General features: G+C 26.1%; 24 protein-coding genes and 1 tRNA gene. 5 read left to right on the plus strand and 20 right to left on the minus strand.

Annotated features, from left to right (window positions below; genetic code table 4):
- Positions 1-140: 140 nt before the first annotated feature.
- From AACL01_RS02770 to AACL01_RS02780, 3 genes are read right to left on the minus strand one after another with little or no spacing between them, the layout of a single operon-like run.
- Positions 141-2,192: a fructose-specific PTS transporter subunit EIIC gene (locus tag AACL01_RS02770; RefSeq protein ID WP_339022585.1), complete on the minus strand. Its 2,052-nt coding sequence runs from the start codon at positions 2,190-2,192 to the stop codon at positions 141-143.
- A 3-nt stretch (positions 2,193-2,195) separates the two neighbouring features.
- Entirely contained in the window at positions 2,196-3,140 is a 945-nt protein-coding gene (gene pfkB / locus AACL01_RS02775) for a 1-phosphofructokinase (RefSeq protein WP_339022587.1), read from the minus strand.
- Entirely contained in the window at positions 3,140-3,844 is a 705-nt protein-coding gene (locus AACL01_RS02780) for a DeoR/GlpR family DNA-binding transcription regulator (protein WP_339022589.1), read from the minus strand. The genes pfkB and AACL01_RS02780 overlap by 1 nt, the downstream gene beginning before the upstream one ends.
- A gap of 106 nt (positions 3,845-3,950) precedes the next feature.
- On the opposite strand from AACL01_RS02780, the gene AACL01_RS02785 reads away from it, so the two are divergent.
- Complete coding sequence (locus AACL01_RS02785) at positions 3,951-4,178, plus strand: hypothetical protein (RefSeq protein ID WP_339022590.1); 228 nt, start codon at positions 3,951-3,953, stop codon at positions 4,176-4,178.
- 36 nt (positions 4,179-4,214) lie between these two features.
- Here the strand turns inward: AACL01_RS02785 and proS are convergent, their stop codons facing one another.
- From proS to AACL01_RS02825, 8 genes are all read right to left on the minus strand, one after another.
- A complete protein-coding gene (gene proS / locus AACL01_RS02790; protein WP_339022592.1) occupies positions 4,215-5,648 on the minus strand; it encodes a proline--tRNA ligase in 1,434 nt (477 codons plus the stop codon).
- A gap of 8 nt (positions 5,649-5,656) precedes the next feature.
- A complete protein-coding gene (locus tag AACL01_RS02795; RefSeq protein ID WP_339022593.1) occupies positions 5,657-6,208 on the minus strand; it encodes an acetyltransferase in 552 nt (183 codons plus the stop codon).
- 28 nt (positions 6,209-6,236) lie between these two features.
- Positions 6,237-6,326: transfer RNA gene (locus AACL01_RS02800), tRNA-Ser, on the minus strand.
- A gap of 81 nt (positions 6,327-6,407) precedes the next feature.
- Positions 6,408-6,857, minus strand: coding sequence for a hypothetical protein (locus AACL01_RS02805; protein WP_339022595.1), 450 nt, complete (start codon positions 6,855-6,857; stop codon positions 6,408-6,410).
- Positions 6,858-9,128 (minus strand): hypothetical protein, encoded by a 2,271-nt coding sequence (locus AACL01_RS02810; RefSeq protein ID WP_339022597.1) that lies wholly within the window; start codon positions 9,126-9,128, stop codon positions 6,858-6,860.
- Positions 9,129-9,204: 76 nt separating this feature from the next.
- Positions 9,205-9,780, minus strand: a complete 576-nt coding sequence (gene tsaB, locus AACL01_RS02815; RefSeq protein ID WP_339022599.1) for a tRNA (adenosine(37)-N6)-threonylcarbamoyltransferase complex dimerization subunit type 1 TsaB — start codon at positions 9,778-9,780, stop codon at positions 9,205-9,207.
- A complete protein-coding gene (gene tsaE, locus AACL01_RS02820) occupies positions 9,773-10,171 on the minus strand; it encodes a tRNA (adenosine(37)-N6)-threonylcarbamoyltransferase complex ATPase subunit type 1 TsaE (protein WP_339022601.1) in 399 nt (132 codons plus the stop codon). Before tsaE ends, tsaB begins: the two co-directional genes overlap by 8 nt.
- 54 nt (positions 10,172-10,225) lie before the next feature.
- Complete coding sequence (locus AACL01_RS02825; RefSeq protein ID WP_339022603.1) at positions 10,226-11,371, minus strand: hypothetical protein; 1,146 nt, start codon at positions 11,369-11,371, stop codon at positions 10,226-10,228.
- A gap of 80 nt (positions 11,372-11,451) precedes the next feature.
- Between AACL01_RS02825 and AACL01_RS02830 the strand changes: the two genes are divergently transcribed.
- The 3 genes from AACL01_RS02830 to AACL01_RS02840 are packed head-to-tail and all read left to right on the plus strand — an operon-like array spanning position 11,452 to position 14,022.
- A complete protein-coding gene (locus tag AACL01_RS02830; protein ID WP_339022605.1) occupies positions 11,452-12,159 on the plus strand; it encodes an ABC transporter ATP-binding protein in 708 nt (235 codons plus the stop codon).
- The gene (locus AACL01_RS02835) at positions 12,159-13,076 is read left to right on the plus strand and encodes a hypothetical protein (protein ID WP_339022607.1); all 918 of its coding nucleotides are present in this window, start codon (positions 12,159-12,161) and stop codon (positions 13,074-13,076) included. Before AACL01_RS02830 ends, AACL01_RS02835 begins: the two co-directional genes overlap by 1 nt.
- A 7-nt stretch (positions 13,077-13,083) precedes the next feature.
- Entirely contained in the window at positions 13,084-14,022 is a 939-nt protein-coding gene (locus tag AACL01_RS02840; RefSeq protein WP_339022609.1) for a hypothetical protein, read from the plus strand.
- 39 nt (positions 14,023-14,061) lie between these two features.
- Here the strand turns inward: AACL01_RS02840 and gpmI are convergent, their stop codons facing one another.
- From gpmI to AACL01_RS02870, 6 genes are read right to left on the minus strand one after another with little or no spacing between them, the layout of a single operon-like run.
- Positions 14,062-15,642 carry a 2,3-bisphosphoglycerate-independent phosphoglycerate mutase gene (gene gpmI / locus AACL01_RS02845; RefSeq protein WP_339022611.1) on the minus strand — a complete coding sequence of 527 codons (1,581 nt, stop codon included), beginning with the start codon at positions 15,640-15,642 and terminating at the stop codon, positions 14,062-14,064.
- A gap of 3 nt (positions 15,643-15,645) precedes the next feature.
- Positions 15,646-16,464, minus strand: a complete 819-nt coding sequence (locus tag AACL01_RS02850) for an HAD family hydrolase (RefSeq protein WP_339022613.1) — start codon at positions 16,462-16,464, stop codon at positions 15,646-15,648.
- Position 16,465: 1 nt separating this feature from the next.
- Entirely contained in the window at positions 16,466-17,209 is a 744-nt protein-coding gene (tpiA, locus tag AACL01_RS02855) for a triose-phosphate isomerase (protein WP_339022615.1), read from the minus strand.
- 47 nt (positions 17,210-17,256) lie between these two features.
- Positions 17,257-18,390, minus strand: coding sequence for a hypothetical protein (locus AACL01_RS02860; RefSeq protein ID WP_339022616.1), 1,134 nt, complete (start codon positions 18,388-18,390; stop codon positions 17,257-17,259).
- Between the two features lie 15 nt (positions 18,391-18,405).
- Positions 18,406-19,131, minus strand: coding sequence for a glucosamine-6-phosphate deaminase (gene nagB / locus AACL01_RS02865; RefSeq protein ID WP_339022617.1), 726 nt, complete (start codon positions 19,129-19,131; stop codon positions 18,406-18,408).
- Between the two features lie 8 nt (positions 19,132-19,139).
- Positions 19,140-19,856 carry a hypothetical protein gene (locus AACL01_RS02870; RefSeq protein WP_339022619.1) on the minus strand — a complete coding sequence of 239 codons (717 nt, stop codon included), beginning with the start codon at positions 19,854-19,856 and terminating at the stop codon, positions 19,140-19,142.
- 44 nt (positions 19,857-19,900) lie between these two features.
- Between AACL01_RS02870 and AACL01_RS02875 the strand changes: the two genes are divergently transcribed.
- Positions 19,901-20,740, plus strand: coding sequence for a bifunctional 5,10-methylenetetrahydrofolate dehydrogenase/5,10-methenyltetrahydrofolate cyclohydrolase (locus AACL01_RS02875; protein ID WP_339022620.1), 840 nt, complete (start codon positions 19,901-19,903; stop codon positions 20,738-20,740).
- Positions 20,741-20,800: 60 nt separating this feature from the next.
- Here AACL01_RS02875 and rpsI read toward each other — a convergent pair whose 3' ends face one another.
- The 3 genes from rpsI to AACL01_RS02890 form a co-directional block, all read right to left on the minus strand.
- On the minus strand, positions 20,801-21,196 hold the full coding sequence (rpsI, locus tag AACL01_RS02880) for a 30S ribosomal protein S9 (RefSeq protein ID WP_339022622.1): 396 nt from the start codon (positions 21,194-21,196) through the stop codon (positions 20,801-20,803).
- The gene (gene rplM / locus AACL01_RS02885; RefSeq protein WP_339022624.1) at positions 21,196-21,642 is read right to left on the minus strand and encodes a 50S ribosomal protein L13; all 447 of its coding nucleotides are present in this window, start codon (positions 21,640-21,642) and stop codon (positions 21,196-21,198) included. The genes rpsI and rplM overlap by 1 nt, the downstream gene beginning before the upstream one ends.
- A 98-nt stretch (positions 21,643-21,740) precedes the next feature.
- The gene (locus tag AACL01_RS02890; protein WP_339022626.1) at positions 21,741-25,949 is read right to left on the minus strand and encodes an ABC transporter permease; all 4,209 of its coding nucleotides are present in this window, start codon (positions 25,947-25,949) and stop codon (positions 21,741-21,743) included.
- Between the last annotated feature and the right edge of the window lie 2 nt (positions 25,950-25,951).

Consider the following 25,951-nt stretch of genomic DNA (forward strand, 5'->3'; position numbering starts at 1 on the left):
TTATAATATATTTTATTCAAGAATATTTTATTTTGTATAAAATATATTATTTAATTGCGTTTTATAATTGATTAAAAAATTTAATATACGTTTTAAAAATAAAAAAATAGGTTTTATCAACCTACTTTTTTTATGCTTACTTAAGCAATATTTAATTTTCCTGATTTAATATCTTTTAATCTTCATAATCCTAGAACTAAACCACAAACCATAGATATTGCAATTAGTGCAACAATAACTACACTTATTCCAATTCCCATTCCTAATGATTTACTCATGTTTCCTACATTTGCTTGTAATAAGGCAAATGTAAAGATTCCTCCATGTGGTGCTCCTAATGTGATTTGTAGCCCTCCTACAATTCCACCAATAATTGCTCCACCAACCATTGAAACGGCGATAATTCTTTTTGGATCTTTAATCATAAAAGGAATTGCTCCCTCAGAGATAAAACATGCACCCATTAATCAGTTACCTTTAGCGGCTTGTCGATCTTTATCTGTTCAAGCTTTTCTAACCAACACTGTTGAAAAGGCAATAATTAATGGTGGTAACATTCCAGCCAACATTGAAGCAGCCATAATAACTGTTTGTGCATCATAACCATCAGCATCAACATCAGTTATCAATTTATGACCAACTGATAACACTCCTAATGAATATGCAATTTTGTTAATTGGTCCTCCCATATCAACACACATCATTGTTCCAATCAATATTGCTACTAGAGCAATTAAATTGTGTTGTGTTAAATAAGATAATCCTTGTGAAATTCCATACATTACATATCCCAAAGGAATATTCATTACAAACATTGTTACAGCAATTGCAAATAATGAAAGTACTGGTATGAAAACAATATCTCTTACACCTTGTAAGTTTTTATGAAATTTACCCATTAATTTTGATAATCCATAAACTTCTAAGGCAGCTAGGTATCCCCCAACTAATGCTCCAATAAATCCTGATTCATTTCCTTTTAAATTATGAGGCAATAATTTACCAAACATATTTGATCAATTACCATCATCTCCATAAGCAAAAGGCATTATTGAAGATGATAATAATCCTGCCACCATTCCTGGCATTAATCCTTGTGGACCAATAATTGTATAGGCAATAAAGGCTCCTAAGATTGGAATCATCATTTGCATTGAAGTTTTTCCAATGGCAGCAAAGAATCCGGCTCCTTTATTTACAGTTCCAAAATTTCCTCCGGCATCTGAATTACCAGCGGCAAAATCAATTAGAAATGCAATTCCTAATAAAATTCCCCCAGCAACTACGAATGGTAACATTCTTGAAATTCCACCAAGTAAATTTCCTTTAACATCTTTAAATTTTTTTAAAGTTAGTGCTTCACCAACTCCTTCAGCATCTCCTGCTGCACCTTTTATAATAGTTGTTTTTTGATCATTTAAATAATTTTCAAATAATTTAGGCCCATTATAAATTGCATCTTTTGTAGAAGTATCAATAACTTTTTTGTTATTAAATCTGCTCATACCAGTTAATCCTTTATCATGAGCTAAAATAATAATTTTGGCATTGTCTACATCAGTTTGAGTTAAAATGTTTTCATTTCCTCTTCGTCCTTGAGTTTCAACTTTAATTGAATATCCCGCTTCTTTAGCATATTCTTTTAGTTTTTCTTCTGCTAAATAAGTGTGGGCAATTCCTGTTGGACAGGCTGTAATTGCGACAATATCAAACCCGTTGTTTGGTGTTGCCACAACTTCAGGTTTTTCTTCTTCAAAAAATTTAGACAATTCTTTAAAGTTTGTTGCATTAGCTAAAATTTTGTGACTTTCACTTCTAGCTAATTTTCCAGCCAAGTTTCCTAAAGCTGTTAAATGTTCATTTCCATCTGCTCCATTAGTAAAAATGAAGAAGATATATTTAACTGGTTGTTTATCATCAGCTTTTCAATCTATAGGATTTTTTACCCTAACAAAAGCTACTCCACTTTTATTAACTACAGGATTTAATACATGGGGAATCGCAATTGCATCTCCCATGGCTGTAGACATTTCTGATTCACGTTTTAAAATTCCTTTTACAAATTCTTCTTTATTTGTAATAAGATTTTCTTTTAAAAGGTTTTCTGCAACAAATTCAATTAATTTTGTTTGATCTGTAATATCTACATCAAAAAACGAAGTTTGTTTTGAAAACATATCTTTTAATTCCATTTGTTATACCTCCACTTTATTTACTTCAATTTGTTTACTTAATTTTAGAATTTCATCACCTTGTGCTAATCATTCTGTAAACGCGGTTGCCCCACCAGCAGCGGCAGCAACTTTTAAAGTTTCTTCAATTGATAATTTGTTTGATATTCCATAAACAAATCCTGCAACCATGCTATCACCAGCACCAACAGAATTAACTAAATCACCTTTGGCAATTGATACTTGATAAATATCATTGTTTATTCCAAAGAAGACACTTCCTTTTGAACCCATACTTACTAAAACATTTTGCGCACCCATTTTTTGTAGTTCTTGAACTAAAGCTTTTAATTCTTTTAAATCTAAATTTTCTTTATATTCAATTCCTAATGTTGAACAAATTTCTTCTGTATTTGGTTTTATCAAATAAGGTTTTGATCTAAGAGCATTTTTTAATAATTCTTTGTTAGCGTCAACAATAAAGGTTGCTCCTTTTTGATTGGCAATATCTCCCAACTCTTTATATAAAGATTGAGAAATTGATTTGGGAGCACTACCAGTAATGACAACAATATCATTTTTTCTAATAGTTTTTTCAAATGTTTTTAAAAACTTTTTAATATCATTTTCTAAAACATTAAACCCTAAACCATTTAACTCAGTTTCTTCTTTGCTTACTAAATTTTTTATTTTAAAGTTTGTACGGTTTTTTCCTTTAATTACCATAAAGTTATTTTTAATTTTTTGGTCTTTAAATGCTTTTGTAAACACTTCTTGATTTTCACTTCCCAATAAACCCAATAACTCTACTTCTTGTTTTAAATTATTTAAAACTAAACCGACATTAATACCTTTTCCTCCAGCTTGAAAATATTCTCTTGAATAATAGTTTGTAACCCCTACGTTTAACTTATTATCAATTTCTAGAATATAATCAATTGCTGGATTTAAAGTAATTGTATATATCATTAATTAACCTCACTAATAATTGTAACTGTGTTTTTTTTACTAAATTTTATAAATGATTTTGAATTAAATTTTGTTGTATCAATTAATCCAAAACAGAGATATGAATTTTTTATAACTGTTTCTTTAATTTTTGCTTCTTCAATATTTGTTGTATATAAAAAGCCTTCAGCGTCCATTGCATTAATTCCAATAAAAGCTAAATCAAAGTTATACGTATTTATTTGGGAAACAGTTTCAGCACCAACAATGGCGCCAGTAACATCTTTTATTTTTCCCCCTAATATATAAACTTCTTTAAAACCATTTGAGAATAATTCTTGTGCACTTATTATAGAGTTTGTATAGACTTTAATATTCATATCATTTGGCAATATTTTTGCTAAAAAATATGTTGTAGATCCTGAATCTAAATAAATAGTTTCATTTGGTTTAATACAATCTAAAGCTTTTTTTGCAATATTTTTTTTTGCTTCAATGTTTTGATGCAACTTTTTATTCAAAGCTTCTTCATAAAGTTGAGTTTCTTTGATTTCTTGAACACCACCATGAACTTTTTTAATTTTCTTTTGTTTGTCCAAATCTGTTATATCTCTTCTTAGAGTAGTTGATGGTATATGAAAATTTTCAGCAATTTCTTCATGTGTCACAAATTCTTTGCCTCTAACAAAATCTAAAATTAATTTTTGTCGTTTTTCTTTTATCATAACTACTCACACTTTGATATTAACACACTACTTACCAAAAAAAACCAAAAAAAACCACTTTTTAAAATCAAGATATTTTTGGTAAAATAATATTTAGGAGTTATATATGGAATTATTAAAACCAGCAGACGCAAACTTTATTTGAGCTTCAAAAAACACAATGAAAACAGCTGTTAAATGTCAATCAAAAGATTGTAAATTTCCAGCAAAATTATGTGAACAAAAAAAATATGGTGATAAATCAGATACTCATTGAGTTATTGAACATATTAAAGGAACTTCAAATAATCCACAAAATATTAATATCATCCATTTTGGTTGTATAAAAAAATAAAACTACTTTTAACAGTAGTTTTATTTTTTTTATTTATTAATAAGCTCTTGCAAAATAGACTCTATATTTACTTTCTTTATTGCAATTAAAACATTTACCTGCAGTTTGTTCAATTCCGTCAGGAATACATCTTGAGTTTGTTGAAGTTTTTTGTTTAACATCTGCTTCACACTCAATTGCTCCACAAAATGGCACTAAAACAAATCCTTGATTTTGTTTTAGAATATCTTGATATTCTTTAATGGTATTAGCTTTGAAAATACGATTATTTAAATTGCTTTCCGCATTTTTATAAATATTCATATCATATGCTTTGATTTCATCAGCTACATATTTTTCAACATCAACTAATTTAACTTTGTGTTTAGTTCTAGTGTCTCTTCTTGAAATGGTGACACAACCTTCTTCAAGATCTCTTAAACCAATTTCTACTCTTAGAGGAATTCCCTTAATTTCAGCTTCAGATATTTTAAATCCAAATGATTTATCTGAACTATCTATTTCAACTTTAAAATGCTTACTTAATTTAGTTTCGATATCATCAGCGACTTTATTAATTTTTTCATCATCTTTTATTTTAATTATCTCAACTTGTATTGGGGCAATTGCGCTTGGTAATACTAGACCAAAGTCATCTGCATGACACATAATTATTGCTCCCATAATTCTAGTTGATAAACCTCAACTTGTAGAATAAGCAAATTCTTCTTTTTGCAGTTTATTTTGGAATTTCACATTAAATGCTTTTGTAAAGTTTTGATCAAAATAATGAGAAGTTGCTGATTGTAATGATTGACCATCATGCATTAAAGCTTCAATAGTGTACGTATTTTTAGCACCGGCAAATTTTTCATGTTCTGTTTTTTGACCTGTAATTACTGGAATCATTAATTTATCTTGTGATATTCTTTTGTAGACTCCTAAAATATCCAATGTCATTTTTAATGCTTCATCAGCATTAGCATGAACGGTGTGTCCCTCTTGTCATAAAAACTCATTGCCCCTTAAAAAAGGTCTAGTAGTTTTTTCGGCACGCATCACATTTACTCATTGATTATATTTCATTGGTAAATCACGATGTGATTTAATGTTTTTTGCTCAAAAGTCTGCAATTGCAACTTCACTTGTTGGTCTAATATATAGTGGTTCAGCAAGTTTATTATCACCAGTTTGTGTTACAGTTCAAAGTTCAGGAGCAAACCCTTCCACATGAGCTTTTTCTTTTAAAAATAATGATTTTGGAATTAAAAGTGGAAAATAAACATTATCCACTTTTAATTTTTTAAATTCTACGTCAACCAATTTTTGAATATTTTCTCAAATTGCAAACCCATACGGTTTGTAAATCATTGTTCCTTTTACGGCTCCATATTCTACAAGATTTGAATTTTTAATCACATCTGTGTATCATTTTGCAAAATCAACATCACGTGGAGTGATTTTTTCAATTTTAAAATTATCTTTACCCATGGTACACCTTAAATAATATTTCCACTTTCGCCATAAAATACTCTGATTTCTAAATCATTTGCTTCTATAAACGTTTTAATTCTTTCGTAATTAACTTTATCTTTAATTAAGATTCATTCGATCGCTTCTAATGAAATAGCTTCATTAATATATGTTATTTTAGAGTTTGCATCATATGTTCAATCATATGTTGTATATTTTGATAGTTTTATTGGATCAATTCCAATAACTGCGATTTGATCAACATTAACTTCTGCTTGTTTTGCTCATTCTCAAAAATTAACACGTGTCGAATTATCAAATTCTAAACCGATAGAATTTTCTTTTTCAAGATAAGTTCAAACAGAATACTCTTTTTTTATTAATTGTTTTTTTTGTTCAACAGGAACTATTCCATACTCAAGAGTAAATAAAATATTATCGACATCTGTATAGAATAAAAAAGAACTGATTTGTTTTGTTTTAATAATTTTTAAAACTTGCTTTTCGCCAGATCTTCTAAAGAAAGATTTTTTATATCTTTTTTTAGAAATATCGGTTATAGATTTTTCGTGCATCATTCTTCGTTCCCTTATTTAGTTTCTTTAATGGCGGATTGAGAGAGATTCGAACTCTCGCGCCAGTTGCCCGACCTAACACCTTAGCAGGGTGCCCTCTTCACCACTTGAGTATCAATCCACAAAAAAATTATAACAAAAAAGCAACCATTAATTTCAGATTGCTTGCTTTAAATATTGGTAAATCTAATCAAAATGTATTTTAATTTAGATAATTGTTATTATTAATAACAAATTTTCCTACTTTGCTTTTTTTGAAAATATAATTTTTTTTAAAAAATCCAGCTTTAAATGCATTATTTTTAATTTTATAAGCAAAAAATAAACTATTGAAAAAGTATAGATATGTAAAAAACACAAAGGCACTAATAACGCAAGTTGTAGAAAAAATTATTGTCATTGTCACGGTTTTAACATTTTCTATTTGCTGATGATAAATATTTTCAAAGTCGTAGTTGCAAATATATGTTTGAATAAATAAAAGTGTTATTAAAATAACTAATAATAAATTTAGTATTAATCAAAATAAAGAAATAACTTTATTTTCTTTTCCAACAACATATATATAATAAAAAACCAAATAAGTTGTAGAAACTATAAACAATATTGCTGACATTAAAAACATTAAATCTGTAATTATAAAATAAAACATTTATCACTCCTTATTGATAATGTTATAAGCAAACTTAATTTTATACCCACTATCATAATCATTGTTAGAATTAAATTTATTAAAAAACCAACTCATAAATTTTGAATCATTATTCACTGCTTTAAATTTTCTGTCAAAATTTTTATATTTAAAATTAAACTTATCTACATTTGGTTTTAAATAATTTTGATAAATTTTATTTATATTTTCTTGACAAGAAGCAAATTTGGTTTGTGATTTTTCTTTTAGTTTTTCCATTTTAAGTACAAGTCTGTAACTATCACAAATTGCCTGATATCTTCTAGAATCACCCATAACTCATTTATTATCATCATTTAAATAAGGATAAGCAAATGTTAATTCTCCGGGCGCATCTGTAGAATTTACTACTAAATTCCAATCACTATTTCCTGTTCAGTCGGCAAAACAATAGTGCATATATCCAAAATTATTAACTTGTTGACATCTTAAAGCAAACAAATAATTACCAGATTGTTCAGTTCCTGGACCATAATAACCAGACCCACCTAAAGAATACTGTGATGTTCTAAGATTTTTGTTTATTCGATTATTAACAAATTTTTTAAAAATTGGTGAATTTATTTCTGCTTCCAAATTTGAATTATGAATATAAATTAAATCAATGTCATCTAATAATTTATCATTTATATTAATTTCACGGAAAAGATTTGCATAGGCAATTTTAACATTTTTAAATGAGGTATCACTTTTTAAAATATTTGGTTGTGCTGGATATTTTAAACTATCAAATAATTTAACAAATTCATCCATGTTTTTTTGAATTGATTCATCATGATAAAAATAATATGTAACATCTTTGTTATCTTTATCAGTGTCCAAATATTTCGCCTTATTTTCTAAGAATCAGTTTATGGCTCATTTATTATAGTATGCATTGGTGTGGTGAAATCTATCTTTTTTACCATCATTTATTAAACCAAGGTTTTTTGATATTCAACGTTTTTGTTTGTCTAAATAAATTCAAGTTTTCATGCCCTCAGGAATGATTCATTTACCGTTTTTTTTATGTGATCACCACTTAATTTGATCTAAGCCTCTTAAAAATATTTTGTTAAATCCTGCTTTAATTGCATATTTTATATTATTAAAGAAAGCAACTTCTTGATTCTTTGGAATATATAATTCATTTTTTTCATTCATATGTCAAGAAACTAATGGTGGATCGTTTTGATCATAATTTCAGGTTAAGTACTTAGTTTCATCTGAAGATGGATCTTTAGGGTTTGGTATTGCACAATTATTCATATAATATGCTGAAAAATATCTTTGATTATTAATTTTTGTTCTATCTTTGAAATAATTATTAAGACAATGGTTTCAACTATAATCAACATATTTAACTTCATCATTTAAATCGTTTTTGTTAGGATTATTAATTGGTGAATCAGGATCTTTTCTTGCCAACCAATTAACGTTTTGAAAACGATTATTTAAAAAATTTATTCCATTGTTTTTATCAGCAATGTCGGAAAAATCATTTTCCTTTAAATTAACTTTAATTTTATTAATTTGTTGGTAACTTTGTTTATTTCCAATATCTATTTTAGTAATTAAATTTAAAGTGAATTTTGTACCATTTTCTTTTATAAAAGCTTTGGTTTTTTGGGCATCTGTTGTTGATAATGAAATATCAGCAATGTAAACAAAATCTTTTTTTAAATGATTATTAATGATTTTGTTTTCAGTTATTATGTCGGGAATTCAAATACCGTTTGGTGGAAAATAAGTATCATCATATGAATAAGAATATTGAGCTCATCCATAATGAACTTGAAAGCCATATTTAGATAAGTTAGAAAATGTATTTGCCATTTCAAGCGATAAACTAATTTTCTTAAAATCAGAAGACTTTAATTTAATAACAAATTGACATGAATCAGTATCTTGTTCTCATAGGTTTAAACTAAAACTATCATTAATAACATTTTTAAAATTTTCAATATCACCCATAAATTTGGCATTATATAAATCTAGTTTTTGAGTTTCTTTTGGTTTTTTTGTGTTTAAATAATTGGCATATTGATCAAATTTATCACCAAAAAATGAATCTATATAATCATTTTTGTTTTTAGAAACACCCATTGGTTTGTTGGGAAAGGCAATTTGATAATCACCACTATGAAATTTAACTGCATATTCTAAATAAATAGATCATGATATCAAAAACATAGTTAAAAAATAAAAAAGTGTTATCGTGCTAAAAATAAAACCTCTATATAATTTTCACATACCAAACCTTTATCTATAAAAATTATAAATTAAATTAAAAATCTTGCAAGCAACCACATTTATAACTAAAAATCTTTTATATAAAAGATTTTATGTAAATAGGATTAAATGTTTTAATATCTTTTTCTTCTATAAAACTATTATTATTTTTTAAATCAAAATAGTTTTTTTCAAAATCTATATTTTGATAATCTTTAACGATTTCAAAATTAGCAAATTTCTGAGCAATCATTTCAAATTGTGAGAATTCTAAAATTTGATCTGGAATTAAATTTTTACCATTTTCATAAATTCCAAAATATACTTTTTCACCTTTAGCATCAAGTGTGGAAATAACTTTATTCACGCCTGCTTGAAATACTAATGATGAAATTGAAAATACTTTAATCTTTTTATTTAATATCATCAATGTTTTAGAAAAAGCTACACCAACCCTAACACCAGTATAACTTCCTGGACCTTTTGCCAAATAAATATTATTTAAGTCTTTTAATGTTAAATTATGTTTTTTTAGTAATTGATTTATTGTGTTAGAAATATGATCACTAATACGTTTTTCATTCTCTAAAAATAATTTATCTAATACTTCATTATCTTTTTCTAAAATAAGTATTACTTTGAAATTTGTTGTATCAATAAAAAGGTTATTCATTTATTTCCACCCTTCTAGTTTCATCATCAATAATAAAAATTTTAATTTCAATGCTTTTTATTTTTGAAAAATCAAAGTTAAAATTTTCATGTCATTCAATTATGTTTAAAGAATTATCAAATTGTTCTACAAACATTTCTACATCACTTTCTTTTGTTAATCGATAAGCATCAATATGATTGATTTTAAGACCATTAGCGTCATATTGATGCATAATGTTAAACGTTGGTGACTTAACAACTTTTTTAACCCCTAATTCTTTTAAAAGAATTTTAGTAAACGTTGTTTTTCCAGCGCCCAATTCTCCCGATAATAAAATAAAGTAATTAGGAGTTACTTTGTGTGAAATTGTTTTTGCTAACTTTTCGATATCTTTAATTGAATAATTCATATTTATATTTTAAACCATAAATAAAAAAACACCTTGTGGTGTTTTTATTTTTATTTAAACTATCTCAATGTTATCTAAAATAGCGTTAACTGAAGCTTTAGCATAATATGCATTGTATCAGTGAGCAAAAGCAAATGCTTTTGCAGTTATTTTTATTTCTATTGTATTATTTTTTCACTCTCAATCTAGAATAACTCATGTTTCCATTTCATTAGTTTTTTTGTAAACTCTATTTGCCAATACAACAGAATCTTTTTCTAAACTTAAGTCAATACTTTTCAGATTATAATTAGTTTTGTCTTTATCTGTAATTCCACAATCTGATTCATAATTAAATTCATTTTTATCATTTTCATTATCTCAATTATTTCCAGTTAATTTATATGTAATTTTACTATAATTTTTTTGAGCAATATCTTTTCCTAAATTAAATTCAATAGATGTTTGTTCACTATTTTCATCACGTTTAATAGCAGAATAAGAACTCGCTTCTGCAGTCGCTGAAATACTTGTTTTATAGTTAAATATAGTGTTATAAGTAAATTTAACAATCCCCTTAAATGAACTATTTGTGTTGGCTCTAATAATTGAATAATTATAATTGATTTCAATAATTTCAACATCTGATAAATTAACATTAGAATCAGGATTTAATTCTATAATTTTTTGTCAAATATATTCATTTTTATTTTTAAATCCGGAATCATCTAAATTTTTTAAATTTTTATTTTTAAACGCATCATTTATATCCGTTTTGCTTGTTTTGTCAACATTGGAAAGTGTTATATCAAATGATAATATTCCTGAAAAATTTCCAGTTCCAGAATATAACACAGAAATTGGATAATCATTTGAGGTTCCTTCCATTGGATAAGTTGTAGGAAATTCTATAAATGATCAATCTTTTTGATTTTTTATAAAATCCTTTAATATTAGTATTAGTTTTTCTCTATTGTTTTGATTGATTTTTTGTTCTTCACTTAAAATAATTTTAAATAAATTTTCTTGATTAATAGTATTATCTTTTTTAAAATATTGAAAAATATTTAAATTTATTTTGTTTAATTGAATTGTTCCCAAATCAACTATTTCATTTTGATTATAATTTTGTAAATTTATTTCGCTGTATTTTTTTAAAATAGGAACTGACGATGACGAAAATGCCGAAATTCCCATTATTGTTACTAATGTTTTTATCATATTTTTTTCCTTGCTTTTCTTTTTTTATAACATACTGTTATATTTTTATTATATAATGAAAATGAAAAAAAGGATTTATTATGATAGAAATTAAAAATATATCAAAAACATATGGTAAAAATGTTGGGAATTTTAATATTAATTTAAATGTAGAAGATGGAAAGGTATTAGGAATTTTAGGACCAAATGGTGCTGGAAAATCTACTTTAATTAGACAAATAATGGGTTTTATTAGTTCTGATTCTGGTGAAATTAAATTTGATAATTTAGATATTAAAAAATGTCGTGAAAAAATTTTAGAACAAATTGGATATATTTCAGGTGAATTAAATTTATTTGATAATCTAAAAGGAAAACAATATATAAATTTGTCTAATACATTTAAAAAAAATGTTGATAAAGATTTTGTTGAAAAATTAGTTGATTATTTTCAGCTAGACACTGAAAGAAAAATTAAAAAAATGTCTAAAGGAATGAAACAAAAAGTTGCTATCATTGCAGCCTTTATGAATAAACCAAAATATTTAATTTTAGATGAGCCTTCTTCAGGTCTTGATCCTGTAATGCAAAAAAGATTTATCAAGTTAGTTAAAAAAATGAAAGAAGAATATAATTCAACAATCATTATTTGCTCGCACATCTTTGAAGAAATTATTGATTCTGCTGATGAAATAGTTTTTTTAAAAGAAGGTAAAATAGTTGATCAATTCCAAGCATCAGAGATAAAGAAAATTGAAGAATTAAAAATTAAGTTTGCTGACATTTATAAAGATGAGGTCGAAATTTAATGAAAAATAAAATTATAAAAAATTTCTTCTTTTTAAAAAATTTAAGTTTGCTTAAGCTAATAAACTTAAATTTTATATTAAATAAAAAAACCATAATTTTTTGAACGATATTATTTTTTATATTTTCTGCTATCATGATTTTTTTGTGTCTTGTTGGTTGTGGAAACAGAACAATTGCATTTCAAACTATATTTGACGAGCATAGTCAATATCCTTGAGATCACTTATCATTTAGTGATGCAATAAATATTGGAGTGTTTGGATATATTGAAACTATTTTTATTACAATAATGGTTGCCTCTTTAAGTAAGAAAAATATTTCAAAACAAATTGATACAGGAAATATCTTTTTTTGATTATTAAAACCAGTTAAAAAATCAAAAATAATTATTTCAAAGGCTCTTTTTATATACACTATTACGTTTTTTATTTGATTTATAAACTTTATTATTTTTGCGGCATTTATGACCGAGGCTAAAAATGATATGGAAAATTATAAGTTTGCTGTTTTGCAAATGATAAACTATTTGGTTTTAATGATTTTATTAGAAACCATTATAATTTTTTTAAATTTAATTTTAAGTAATCATGATGAATGATTTAATATTATTATTTGATTTTTTGTTATCTATTTAGGACTGTGCTTTTATAATTATTTTCAATGAAATACTAAAATAGTTAACTTACTAGATTTTCATAATCTAATAGGAAACACGCTTTACTTTAATAGAGAGGTTGTTTGAAAAACTATAGTATTAGATTCTGATGCGGCAGGCATGACGTCACAAAATATTTTTGAACATGTAAAAATAAACCTTTGGCACTTTTTTATTGGTTATATTTTAAGCATATGAGCAATTGTATTAATTAATTATTTATTATTTATTAAGTTTATTAAATTAGAATTTAACATTTAGGAGAATTATGGTATTTAAAATTAAAGAAAAAAAAATATTAAACATTATTAAATATCATATGCTTGATAATTTAAAATTTGTTTTATGTTTTGGCTTAGTGTTGTTTTGCGCTGTTGCGGCAATTTTTATTGTAGTTACGAACAAGCAAGATAATCTTTTAAAACATTCAATTGCTTTTACTTGGCCAAGTGATGAAGGTATGGGGGAAAATAGAGGTCAAGCAGTACCAGTTTCAAGATTTTGTAATTTTTTTGTATTTAGTTCTCCATTTATGATCATCCCAATTAGCATATCAATTTTTTTCATTACGAGAATATTTTTTAATGAGTTTTCAAATGGTAATATTTCTTTTTGATTAGTTAACTGTTCTAGAAATAAAGTTATTTTATCAAAATGATTAGCAATTCAAATTATGGCTATAATAATTTTTATGCCAGAAGTTTTATTTGTTAGTTTTATAAGTTTTCAAGCATATGACACATGAAATGTAAAATGAGTATTTGCACAAGGTTTTTCTTTTCTTTACACAATAATTTTTATAAATACATTGTTTATTTTTTTAGGATTAATTTTTAGTAGAAACATATATTGATTTTCAATTTTTACTTTAATTATAATTTTTTGATTAATGTTAACTGGAATAACTAGTGAAGTTTATTATGATGATAAACATAGGGAATACTCACAAAAAGAATTTGAAATATTTAAATACAATAAGTGATTTAGTTTAGAAATATTAATGCCCCTGTTTTTAAACCCCACTAATCAAATCGACATTGAAATTCCAATTAATAATGGACTTTTAAAACAAAATATAAGCAAACTATTAATTAATGATTCTGCAGAAGTTATTTTAAAATTATTTTGTTTGCAGCCAATCTTAAATATCTTTTTTATCATTTTATCATTTTGATATTTTAAGAAAAAACAATTTGCCAATTTATAAACAAAAAAACACCTTGTGGTGTTTTTATTTTTATTTAAACTATTTTTTTATTAATGATGGTTGTGTCATTTCACTTGGAACTTCTAAACCAATCATTTCTAAAATTGTTGGAGCAACATCAGCAATTGCTGCGTCTTTTTCATTTAACTTAATATTTTTATCAGTTACAATAATTGGCACTAATTGTGAAGTGTGTTTTTTGTTTGGTCCACCTTCTTTATCAATCATAATTTCTGCATTTCCATGATCTGCTGTTATTATCATTGTTGCATCGTGTTGTTCACAAACTTCAAATACTCTTTTTAATTGTGCATCAATTGTTTTAACAGCTTTAATTGCTGCTTCTAAATCACCTGTGTGACCTACCATGTCACAGTTTGCATAATTTAAAACAATTACATCATATTTTTCACTAGCTATTCTTTTAACTAATTCATCAGTAATTTCTACAGCTGACATTTCTGGTTTTAAATCATATGTTTTTACTTTTGGTGAAGCAATTAAAGCTAAATCAGCGTTTTTTAATTTGATTTCATCTGGTTTTGCAAGACCATTTTTAAAATAATCTTTTCCCCCATCAAAGAAGAATGTTACGTGAGCAATTTTTTCTGTTTCTGCAATTCTTAATTGTGTTTTATTATGATTTGCTAACCATTCACCCAAACCATTAACAACTTCAATTGGTTGAAATGCTACATGATCTGAACTAACAGAATCAGAATATTTCATCATTGAAACAAAATAAATTTTATCCCCTAAAAACTCTTCATTTTTGAAAGCATCATCTTGTCAACCAATAAAATTTTTATTAGTGAAGATTGAAGCCATTTGAATTGCTCTATCAGGTCTAAAGTTAGTAAAGATTACTGCATCATTTGGTTTAACATAACCATTAGCTTCTGAGCTGTTATATGCAGGAATAATTCCTTCATCATCTTTGCCATTAGCATATTGTTCATTAATATATGCTGTTGCATCACTAAATTTTTGATCAATAGATCTTTTAGTTAGAATGTTATAAGCTTCTGCTGTTCTTTCAAATCTTTTATCACGATCCATTGCAAAAAATCTACCAGAAATTGATCCAACTTTTCCAACACCTGTTGCTTTAAAAACTTTGTATAATTCATTTAAGTAATCAATTGCAACTTTAGGTTTTGTATCTCTTCCATCTGTAAATAAGTGACAATAAACTTCTTTTAATCCATTTTCACTAGCCACTTTAACTGCTTCAAACATATGTTTAATATGTGAGTGAACACCACCATCAGAAAATAATCCCATTAAATGTAAAGCTGAATTATGTTTTTTAGCATGTTCAATTGCAGCTAAAATTTCTTTGTTTTTATTAAATGATTTATCAACTATCGCTTTATTAATTAATGATAGTGATTCATATTTAATTCTTCCAGCACCTAGATGAATATGACCAACTTCTGAGTTACCCATTTGCCCATCTGGTAATCCTACTCATTCACCACTAGCATGAGCAGAAACTCATGGATAATCTTTTTTTAATGATTCAACAAATTCCATGTTAGCTTGTGTAACTGCATTACCTTTTGAATCTTTTTCTAAACCCCAACCATCTAAAATGGTTAATACTATGTGTTTTGACATATTTTATTCTCCTTTGTTAAATATGTATTTGTTAATAATCTTGCCAACAAAACCTTCTTGATAACTATATTTGGAAATTTCAAAAGCATTTGCTTTTGCGCTATCGCAAGCATTTGAAGGAACCACTCCATGTGTCACAACTTTCAACATTGATACATCGTTTGGTCCATCTCCCATTGCAATAATTTCATCTTTATTGATATTAAATTTTTTCATAAAATAGTTAACCGCGAATCCCTTATGAATTCCTGCGCGGTTAATCTCAGCTGTTCTTCCTGGTTCTCAATGAATTTCAATATCATATTTGGAAATTTCTTGATGAAAGTTTTCATTTGAGTTTCTTAATAAAAACTTAAAACAACTTTTAAAATTCTCGAAATCCATAATATTAATTAACTTTGAATTACGATCAATAAATTTTTTTTCAAACTCCATTAATGTTAACGGACCTTTATTGTAAATATAATTTTCCATTGGATCTTCTGAGTATGCAAAAAAGTCAATATCTGGTTGTTTTGTTTTAATTACATTAATTACTGAATTAACATTTTGTGCAGATATTAAATTTTTTTCAAGTGTTGTTTGATCTTTTAAATCAATAATTCAAGATCCATTTAAAGCAGCTAAATAATAACCATCTTGATAAAAACCATGTTTTTCTAATTCATTAATTTCCGCAAATGGTGCTCTTCCTGTTGCAAAAACAACAATCACTCCAGCATCATGTGCTTGTTTAATTGGTTCAATATTAGATTTAATTATTCCCCCACCAGGAGTGTGACAAGTTCCATCCATGTCAATTAATAACAATTTGAATTTCATATTATAAATTAATTAATTTTAAGAATGAATTTGGTTCTAATGAAGCTCCACCAACTAATGCACCATCGATATCATCTTGTTTTAAAATATCTTTGATGTTTTCTGGTTTTACACTTCCACCATATTGGATTAATATTTCGTTTGAAACTTCTTCACTATATAAATCTTTGATAATGTTTCTAATTTCTTTACATACATTTTGGGCAATTTCTGGTGTTGCAACTTTTCCTGTACCAATTGCTCAAATTGGTTCATAAGCTATAACAACACGTTTTGCTTCTTCTGCCGAAATACCTTTAAAGGCAGCAACAATTTGTTCTTTTACAAAATCAACTGTTTTTCCTTTTTCATATGTTTTTAATGATTCTCCACAACATAAAATCGGTGTTAAACCATGTGCTAATAAAGCAACTAATTTTTTGTTAATTACTTCATCAGTGTCATTAAAATATTCTCTTCTTTCTGAGTGACCAATAATTACATATTCAACCCCTAAGTCCAAAATCATTGGAATAGAAGTTTCACCTGTAAAGGCTCCCTCTTCTTCAAAGTGACAGTTTTGTGCAGCAATTACTAATTTTTTTGCTTTTGATTTAGCTGATGCTAGTAATGTTGGTGCACATGCAATTCCTGCAATTATGTTTGGCACATTTTTGTATTGTTTTTCTACTAATTTAACAAACTTCTTTGCCTCTTCATTAGTTTTATACATTTTTCAATTACCAATTATTATTTTTTTTCTCATATAACTCCTTATTTATAATATTTTACCACATTATCGCTAATGGAAAATTATGAAAAATAGTGAACAAACTCTTGATAATGGCGATTTTTTTCTGGATCTTGTGATGGTAAAAGTTGAACACCCTCAATAAATTGGTCTACTAAATCTTGCACTTTTTTTATTTTGTCTTCAGCAATGGAAAATTTTGATAATTTTGCCATTATTTCTAGCGTTACAATTAATTGTGTTATTTTGTTTTTTTCATCTTCAGTAATGGTTACATTTGGTGCTGTTTTTTTAATGAAATTTTCCAGAACTTGAACTGTAATTTTTTCAACTTTATTTTCTTTTAAATACGCAACAATGTCATCTCATTTAAATTTATGTTTACCGTCTGTATTTGGTGGTTTAATGTTATCAAAATCCTCATTATTAGGAATTATATCTTGTGCTTTATTGCTAATTTTTTGATAAATAAAATTAGCAATATCTTTTTTATCATTGTTTGTTTGAATATATTTAAACGCTCTATCCATATCATCAATAATTGTTGAATAAACAATTGGATCTGTTCATGATTTATTATTATCTTTATTGTTTTGAAAGTCTTTATAAAATTTAAACATTGCATCAGCTCGCAAACGAAAATTAAGTTTAGGAATAAATTTATTTCCCCCGATAATAATGGCATCGTTTGACGTATAACTAATTTTATTATTATCTGTTAAAAACACTCCTGAAGTTACAAAATTTTCAACAGGAATAACTAAAAAAACCATTGATGCTGCCCCACAAGTTCCAGATAAAAATCTACCTGATAGTTTAGGTTTTAATGGTTTTAATAATTTTTTAAAAATAAATATATATAAAATTAAAGCAATTATATTTGTTAATAAAAATCACACTAAAAATAATAAAGCCTCAATTACTATTGAACCAATAATGCTAACTGCTGCCCTTATGGGTAAATCAACATCTGGTAATAATTTTCTTGCTTCTTTAGCTAAAAAATTATTTAATTTTTCATTAATCAAAATTGTTATTGAATCAGAAAATAATAATATGATTGCAAATGAGATTAAATTAAAGAAAAGGAAGTAAATTGATCCCTTCACACTTATAAAGAAACTTATTGCAAATCCAATTAAAATAAATGAAATTAATACAATGTCTCAAATTATTGGCGAACCTATATTTATCATTAACCACCTTTTGGTTTATTTTTTGTAAGAGTTGGCCTCTTCATCAACTATTACTGTTACATCTTTATGATTTAATAAAACTGTACATGGTCATTCTTCACTAATTGGACCATTAATTAAATAGTGAACAGCTTCAGCTTTATTTTTGCCAGTTGCAACTAATAAGATTTTTTTAGCATTCATAATTGATTGCAATCCCATAGAAATTGCTTGTGTAGGAACATCAGATTTTTTTTCAAAAAATCTTGCGTTAGCTTCAATTGTTGATTCTGTTAAATTAACGATTGAAGTTAGTGAATTAAACGGTGTTCCTGGTTCATTAAACCCAACATGACCATTAATTCCTAGTCCTAAAAGCTGTAAATCAATTCCCCCATGATTTTTAATTTTTTCATCATATTTAACTGCTTCATGATTTGAATTAATTAATCCTGATGGTAAGTGAGTATTTTCTTTTTCAATATTGATGTGATTAAATAATTGTTTTCTCATAAAGTAAACATATGATTGATCATCTTTTTCTGTTAATCCCTTATATTCATCTAAATTAAATGTTGTAACATTTGATCAATCGATTTTTTCAGAATTAGTTCTTGAAATAATTTCCTTATATAAAGGTATTGGTGTTGAACCTGTTGCCAAACCCAAAACTGTTTTTGAATTTTCTTTAACTAAATTCAAAATTATTTCTGCTCCTACTTTTCCAGCTTCTTGAGCATTTTTAACTACTATTACTTTCATATTTCTCCTTAATAAATTTTGTCTTTTAAATTATTTCATAAACTAAAATAGTCTAATAAATTTGAAATATTATTAATATCTAAATTTAGTGTTGGAACCATTCTTGAAATAATAATATAAACTAAAAGTTTATTTTGTCCTCTTATTAAATATTTTACATTACCACAGTCCAAAATAGTACCATATGTTTTACAAATCACATTAAATATTGAACTGTATTTAATTTTGTGTTTAATTATTTGATTTTTAGTTGTGATATAAATTTGTGTTTGGGAATAATAAAAGTCAAAGCGGCCAATTTGTTCGACATCTTTTTCATTTATATAAAAATGAAAATAGTTATTTAATTGTAATAACTTAATTTTATCTTTCCCATCAAGTTTAAATTTAACTGGAAAATCTTTTAGTGGTCTTCAAGTTGTAAACACCAACTCTTCTAATTGTCTTATAAATTTATTGTCTAATTCACGGGGAATAATTTTAAGTTTTTTAACTAATTTTTTTAACTTTGCAACAAAACTTTCAGTAATAGCAAAGTTTTGTTTTACTCATTTAAATAAAACTCAACATTTATAATCATAAAAATCTTTAGAATCAAGATATTTTTTATCTAATGTTCTGATTGTTAAAATAGAAATTTTTTCAATTGTGTATTGACTTAAAATATGAAAGTTATCTGCTCTTATTTTTTCAAATTCTTGACTTAAATTGTGTCTAATAAACATAAAATATCCTTTTATTATATAATTATAAATGAATCGAGGTTACAATGGCTAAAATAATAAATGGTAAAGAAATTTCTGAAAAATTGTTATTAGAAATTAAAGAAAATATAATAAAAAATAATTTAAATATTAAACTTGTTGTAATCCAAGTTGGTGATATTGAAGCAAGCAATAAATACATCAAATATAAAACTAATGCTTGCAAAAATGTTGGGATCAATTTAGAACTAATTAAATATGATGCCAACGTAAAACAAGAAGATATAATAAATGAAATTCATAAATTAAATCAAGACAATAGTGTTAATGGAATTATGACTCAATTACCATTACCAAAACACATTGATGTTAATGCCGTGATTGAATCAATATCACCTGTAAAAGATGCCGATGGGTTTACTAAATCAACATTGGGAGCTATTATGTTGGGAGAATGTTTAAATCCTCCTGCAACCCCTAAAGGAATAATAAAATTATTAGAAGAATATAACATTGACGTTGTTGGAAAAAATATTACTATTATTGGAAGAAGCAACATTGTTGGTAAACCATTAGCTAATATGCTAATTAACAAAAGCGCTACAGTGACAGTGTGCCATACTAAAACAATTAACCCAAACGAAAAAATCAAATCAGCAGACATTATAATAAGCGCGGCTGGTGCATTAAATATTGTTAACAAAAACAATATTGGAGAAAATCAAATTGTAATTGATGTTGGTACAAATTTTGTTGATGGAAAATTATATGGTGATGTAAATTTTGATGAAGTAGAAAACAAAACAAAATTAATTTCAAAAGCAATTGGTGGTGTCGGACCAATGACTATATGGGGTTTAATAGATAACGTTTATAAACTAGCTTTAAAACAAAAAACAGCATAAGCTGTTTTTTTATTATCTATTTCAAAAAAAAAAAAAAAATGAAGAAACTTCATTTTGTTTTTAACGTTTTGAGAATTGTGGTGCACGTCTTGCTCCATACAATCCATATTTTTTACGCTCTTTAATTCTCGCATCACGAGTAACTAAACCTTTTTCTCTTAAAACACCTTTTAATTCAGGATTTGTTTCCATTAATGCTCTGGCGATTCCAAGTCTAGCAGCACCTGATTGACCTGTAAATCCTCCACCTTTAACTTTAATGAATGCATCAAATTCTTTTGATGTTTCAGTGACAACTAATGGTTGTTCTAAATCTTGAACCAATGTTGCAAATGGAAAGAAATCTAATGCTGGTTTTCCATTAACAATAATTTTTCCTGTTCCTGGAGTTAAAACAACTTGAGCAACAGAAGATTTTCTTCTTCCGGTTCCACAATATTCAACTTTATTTGCCATTAATTATCTCCTTTATTAAAATTTAAAACTTCTGGATTTTGTGCTTGGTGTGGGTGTGCTGCACCTTTATACACGTGTAATGCACGATATTGATTTGAACCTTGAACATTTTTTGAAAGCATTAATCTAACTGCTCTTTCAATAATTGCTTCTGGTTTCAAATTTATTCTTGTTTCAAAACTTGTTCTTGATAAACCACCTGGATGCATTGAGTGTTTATAGTAAGTTTTATCTTTGAATTTTTTTCCAGTAACAACAACTTTTTCTGCATTTATAACAATTACATGATCACCGTTATTCATATTGAATGTGTAATCAGGTTTATGTTTTCCACGTAGAATTGTTGCTATTTGAGTTGCTAGTCTACCTAGGACTTGCCCCTCAGCATCAACAACATATCATTTTTTGTTTATGTCTGATGTTTTTATTAATGTAGTTTGTTTCATTGCTTAAATCTCCTTTTCAGTTTTCCGGGACATTATGTGAGTGTAAGCTTAATTAATTATATATTATTTCTATTTATTTTAGTAAAAAAATACTTTTTTTAACTTGCGCTTGCGGAAAGTGCACTAATTGGAGTAATTTTTTTAATTTGTTTTAAAGCAATAATGAATGTAAAACTATAAATAACTAATAGTATTAATAAGACTACAAATGGCATATAGATTGTTAATTTAAATGGTAATACTCATGAAGAGTTAACTGCCAGATAATTTATACCTAATTTCAATGCAAATAACGCGGTTGCAAATCCAATAATATAACTAATCCCTACTGCTCAGAAATATATTTTTAAAATTTGTCATACAACATATCAATTTTGATATCCTAATATTTTCATAGTAGAAATAAATTTTGAATTTTCATAAATAATAATCGTTGTTACTAGAAGAATAATTATTAATGAAATGATCATTGCTAAAAAAATAAATACAATTGCAATCAAGTTAACAATTTCAGTAATTTGTTCAAGAATTTTTTGTGCTTCTTTAGTTGGTAAAGCTATCATCAACACTTTTGATCCAGCTCCAGGAATGTAATCCCCTATTATTTGTTTTCCATTTTCTTCATGCATTTCAAAATTACCGTTTAAACCAATTGATGAATAATCACCATATGGTTGCATAACTGAAGCATTTTGAATCATTTCATAAATAGGTTCATCTTGAGAATACTTGTAGTTAAAAATTGGATATGTGTGTAAAAATAACTGATTTATTTTATCAAAAATAATTCTTTTTGATTTGTCTTTTTCACTATTCATTCTGTTTAAGAATTTGTCATATTGGATATGATTATTTTTATCTTCTTCATCTTTACCTAAATAATATTCTAAATCATTAGTATTTTGTGATAATCCTAAATATTTTATAAAATCTTTATTTTGAAAATTTTGAATTTTAAATCATTTTGCAAACATATCATTTTGAATTTTGTTATATCCTAAAATATTTTTAGAAGTTTCATTAGAAGTTCAAGCTTGTGGTTTACCATAACTATCTTGAACACCCACTATTTTAAATGTTTGTTTTGTTTTAAATTCTTTAGTTTGAATTTCTGATTTTAAAAATGCTTTTTGAATATCAGATTGTTCTGTTGATCTTGAGGCATTATCAGAACATGTATTTATTCCATTTATTTTCACGGGATTAATATTTGTTGTTATTCCACTATTGCTGAAATTTTCGTCTATTGTTGATTGGTAAGGTAATGCTGATGAAGGTAAAAATTTATCATATTTTGAATAATCATTAAAACCAAATTCATTTTTATCTGAATTTACTTTTTGTCCATTTTGATCCGCTAATAATTCTTTTAATATATCAACATTAATATTTTGACCAATTTTTAAATTCATTTTTTTTGCAAAAGATTTATTAATTATTAAATTATTTTTTTGATCAAATAACTTTTTAAATTGATCATCTTTGAAAGAAACCATATTTTTAAAATCATTTTTATCTAAACCATAAATTTTAAATGTGTTATTACCCATTTTTGCATTCAACATTGTCCCAAGTGTATCTTTTTGCGGATCATATGAAACAATGTTAAAAGTTATATTAAAGTTTGTATCATTTACAATTGCTTCTTTAATTCTTTCTTGAACATAGTATGGGGCTCTTGAATATGTTGTTTGTAAAACAGCCAATGATAACCTGTGATCAAAAGTAATTGCTATTCATGCTGCTAATTTTTCATTAAGTAATTTTATTTCTTTAGAACTGTGTTTTTTAAAATACTCATCAATATCAAAATTTACTAAATTGATTCCCTTAATGTTGTCAGAAATTTTTTTATCTTTTGAAATTTGAGGAACAATATTAGTTCATTCACCATCGCTAATATTGAAATAACTTTTTTTAAAAATATTTTTAAAATGTTCTTTACCTTTTTGATTTATTACCAAACTACCGTCTTCTTTTTTATTATAAGAATCTGTATTTAAAGTCACTTTAACACCATTAAAATATTTTTGATAAAACCAAACTAGTGTTTTTGTAACTCTTTTTAGTGAATCGTTTCCGTCATTTGGATCATTATTATCTAAATTATTTGTCAATGTAACTCAATCAGGTCATTGTTTTTGTAAAGTAGAAAATGCTATATCACCTGTAATTGCAGGTATTGAAACTGAAACTTTATCTAATGCTTTTAAAAAATTTGTTGATAAATTTGCATAGTTTAAATAACCCATTCTCGCTCAACCAGAAGTATTTCCAATTAATCCACTAACCGCTTTATTAGAAATATTTTGAGCGTAATATTCAGAATTAATATTTCCAGTTTCTAATTCATTGTATATTTTGTTTATATCGATTATTTTTTTGGCTGCGTTTTTATCATCTTTTATATAAGGTAATGCTGAATAAACTTCTTGATCTGTTTTTGTTGGTGAAAATGCTTCTTTTCTTAATGACTTTAAATTACCTTTGTCATCTTTAAATCCTCAAGTGTCGTCACCCTTACCATCTTCTTTATAAGTAGGATTATATGTTTTATAAAAACTCATAGGATTATTTTCCATAGGGGCATGGTATTCAAAAACATTTGAATAATTTAAACCGCTAAATGTTGCTTGTTCATTATCAATTAATATTTTAGGCATGATTGTTGTTGCAGACAACAATATTGTTGCCATTAACATTGTAATAAATGCTCCAATAAATCTAACATATGATGAAGCAAAAATTGCCACACTTAGTTTTGTGTTAAATTTAGCTTTACTAAATGGTTTTTTAATTGCAGTTTGAATTATTGAATGACGTTCAGTTGAAGCACCAGATAATAATTTTAAAGCTGGTGTTCTCATAACTATTGCAATACATCCAAATGAAATTGCTAATAATAAAATAAATCCCAAAAATAAAGTATTAACTAATGATAAAAATGAAAATGTATAAACACCAAAGGTGATTGTAAAGAATTTTGAAAACATACCTACAATAATTGGTTCAAAACCAAGTGATAATAAATATCCGGTAATGCATCCAATTGCTGAAGTTATTATTGGCACTGCTGCAAAATTATTTACAAGTTCTCTTTTACGATATCCCAAAGCTTTTAAACAACCCATTTGTGTTTTAACAATATCGGCTTGTTTTTTAATCATAATTAATAAAGCAAATAATGAAATCAACAATGTTGATATCAATAAAATTGATGCTGTAATTTGATATGAATTAATCACTTTGTTAAACATTGAAATTCTATTATTAAATTTATAATTTTTATTATTGTTTTCAAAATAAATTTCATCTAGTTGTTTTTTTTCTTTGTCTTTAACTTCTGTATAGGTTGCAAAATTTTTCTGTAATTTTTGATAATCAAATCCATCTTGTTTTTTAATTGAAAAATATGTTTCTCCCCCAAACTCATCTCCATATAATTTTGCTGATGTCATATCACATAAATATAAATTAGTTTTTTCATCTTTTTCTAAACCAAATAATGAGGGATCTATATAAGCGATTAAATTTTTTTGTGAATCAGGCATCACTGTTGTCTCATCTATAATTGGCGCCGCAAAATCTGCTGATGTTCCTAAACCCACAACTTCTAATCAAGCAAATCCTGAAAAGTTTGTTTTTCATCTTCCGTTTTCTAGTGAATCATTAAGTAATAAGGTTTTGTCATCGGGAACTAAATTTGAATCACTAACTTTTAATGTATTTCCAAAACTATCTTTTTCAATTCTAATTACATCACCAATTTTGATGTTGTTTAATTTCGCAAAATTTTCATTAATAACAACTTCCTTATTGCTAGAAATGTTTCTTCCTGATGTTACAAATAATTTATCAACAGTGCTTTCTTGATCAATGGTTTTAGTTTTTGTAACTGCTTTAATTTTTAAGTCTCTATTCTTGTGAGTAATCCCTACAAATTCTCTTGCTTCAGTTCTTGACCAATCAAAAACAGTTTTGTCACTATCTTTAGAGAGTTTATTTATTAAGTATTGTTGTAAAAGTGATTGATTATCTTGAACGTCAGTTTCATGATTATTTGCGCTTTGATAAATATATGCTTTTTTATTTAAACGATATGTTTTTTCAAAATTTATTAATGAGTCTCTTAGATTTGATTGTGAATTTAATTCATTGTTTTTAACAACAATAGATTCTGTAGTTGCTGATAAAATAGAAATTAATGCTGATAAAAACGCTACTAAAAGAGACAAACCAATAATTTGAATTTTAGTATGTCATGCACTTTTAAAAGCATTCTTTAATAACAACGATGTAGTTTTCATAA

This window comes from Spiroplasma endosymbiont of Crioceris asparagi, from assembly GCF_964020035.1.
GTDB lineage: Bacteria > Bacillota_I > Bacilli_A > Mycoplasmatales > Mycoplasmataceae > TIUS-1.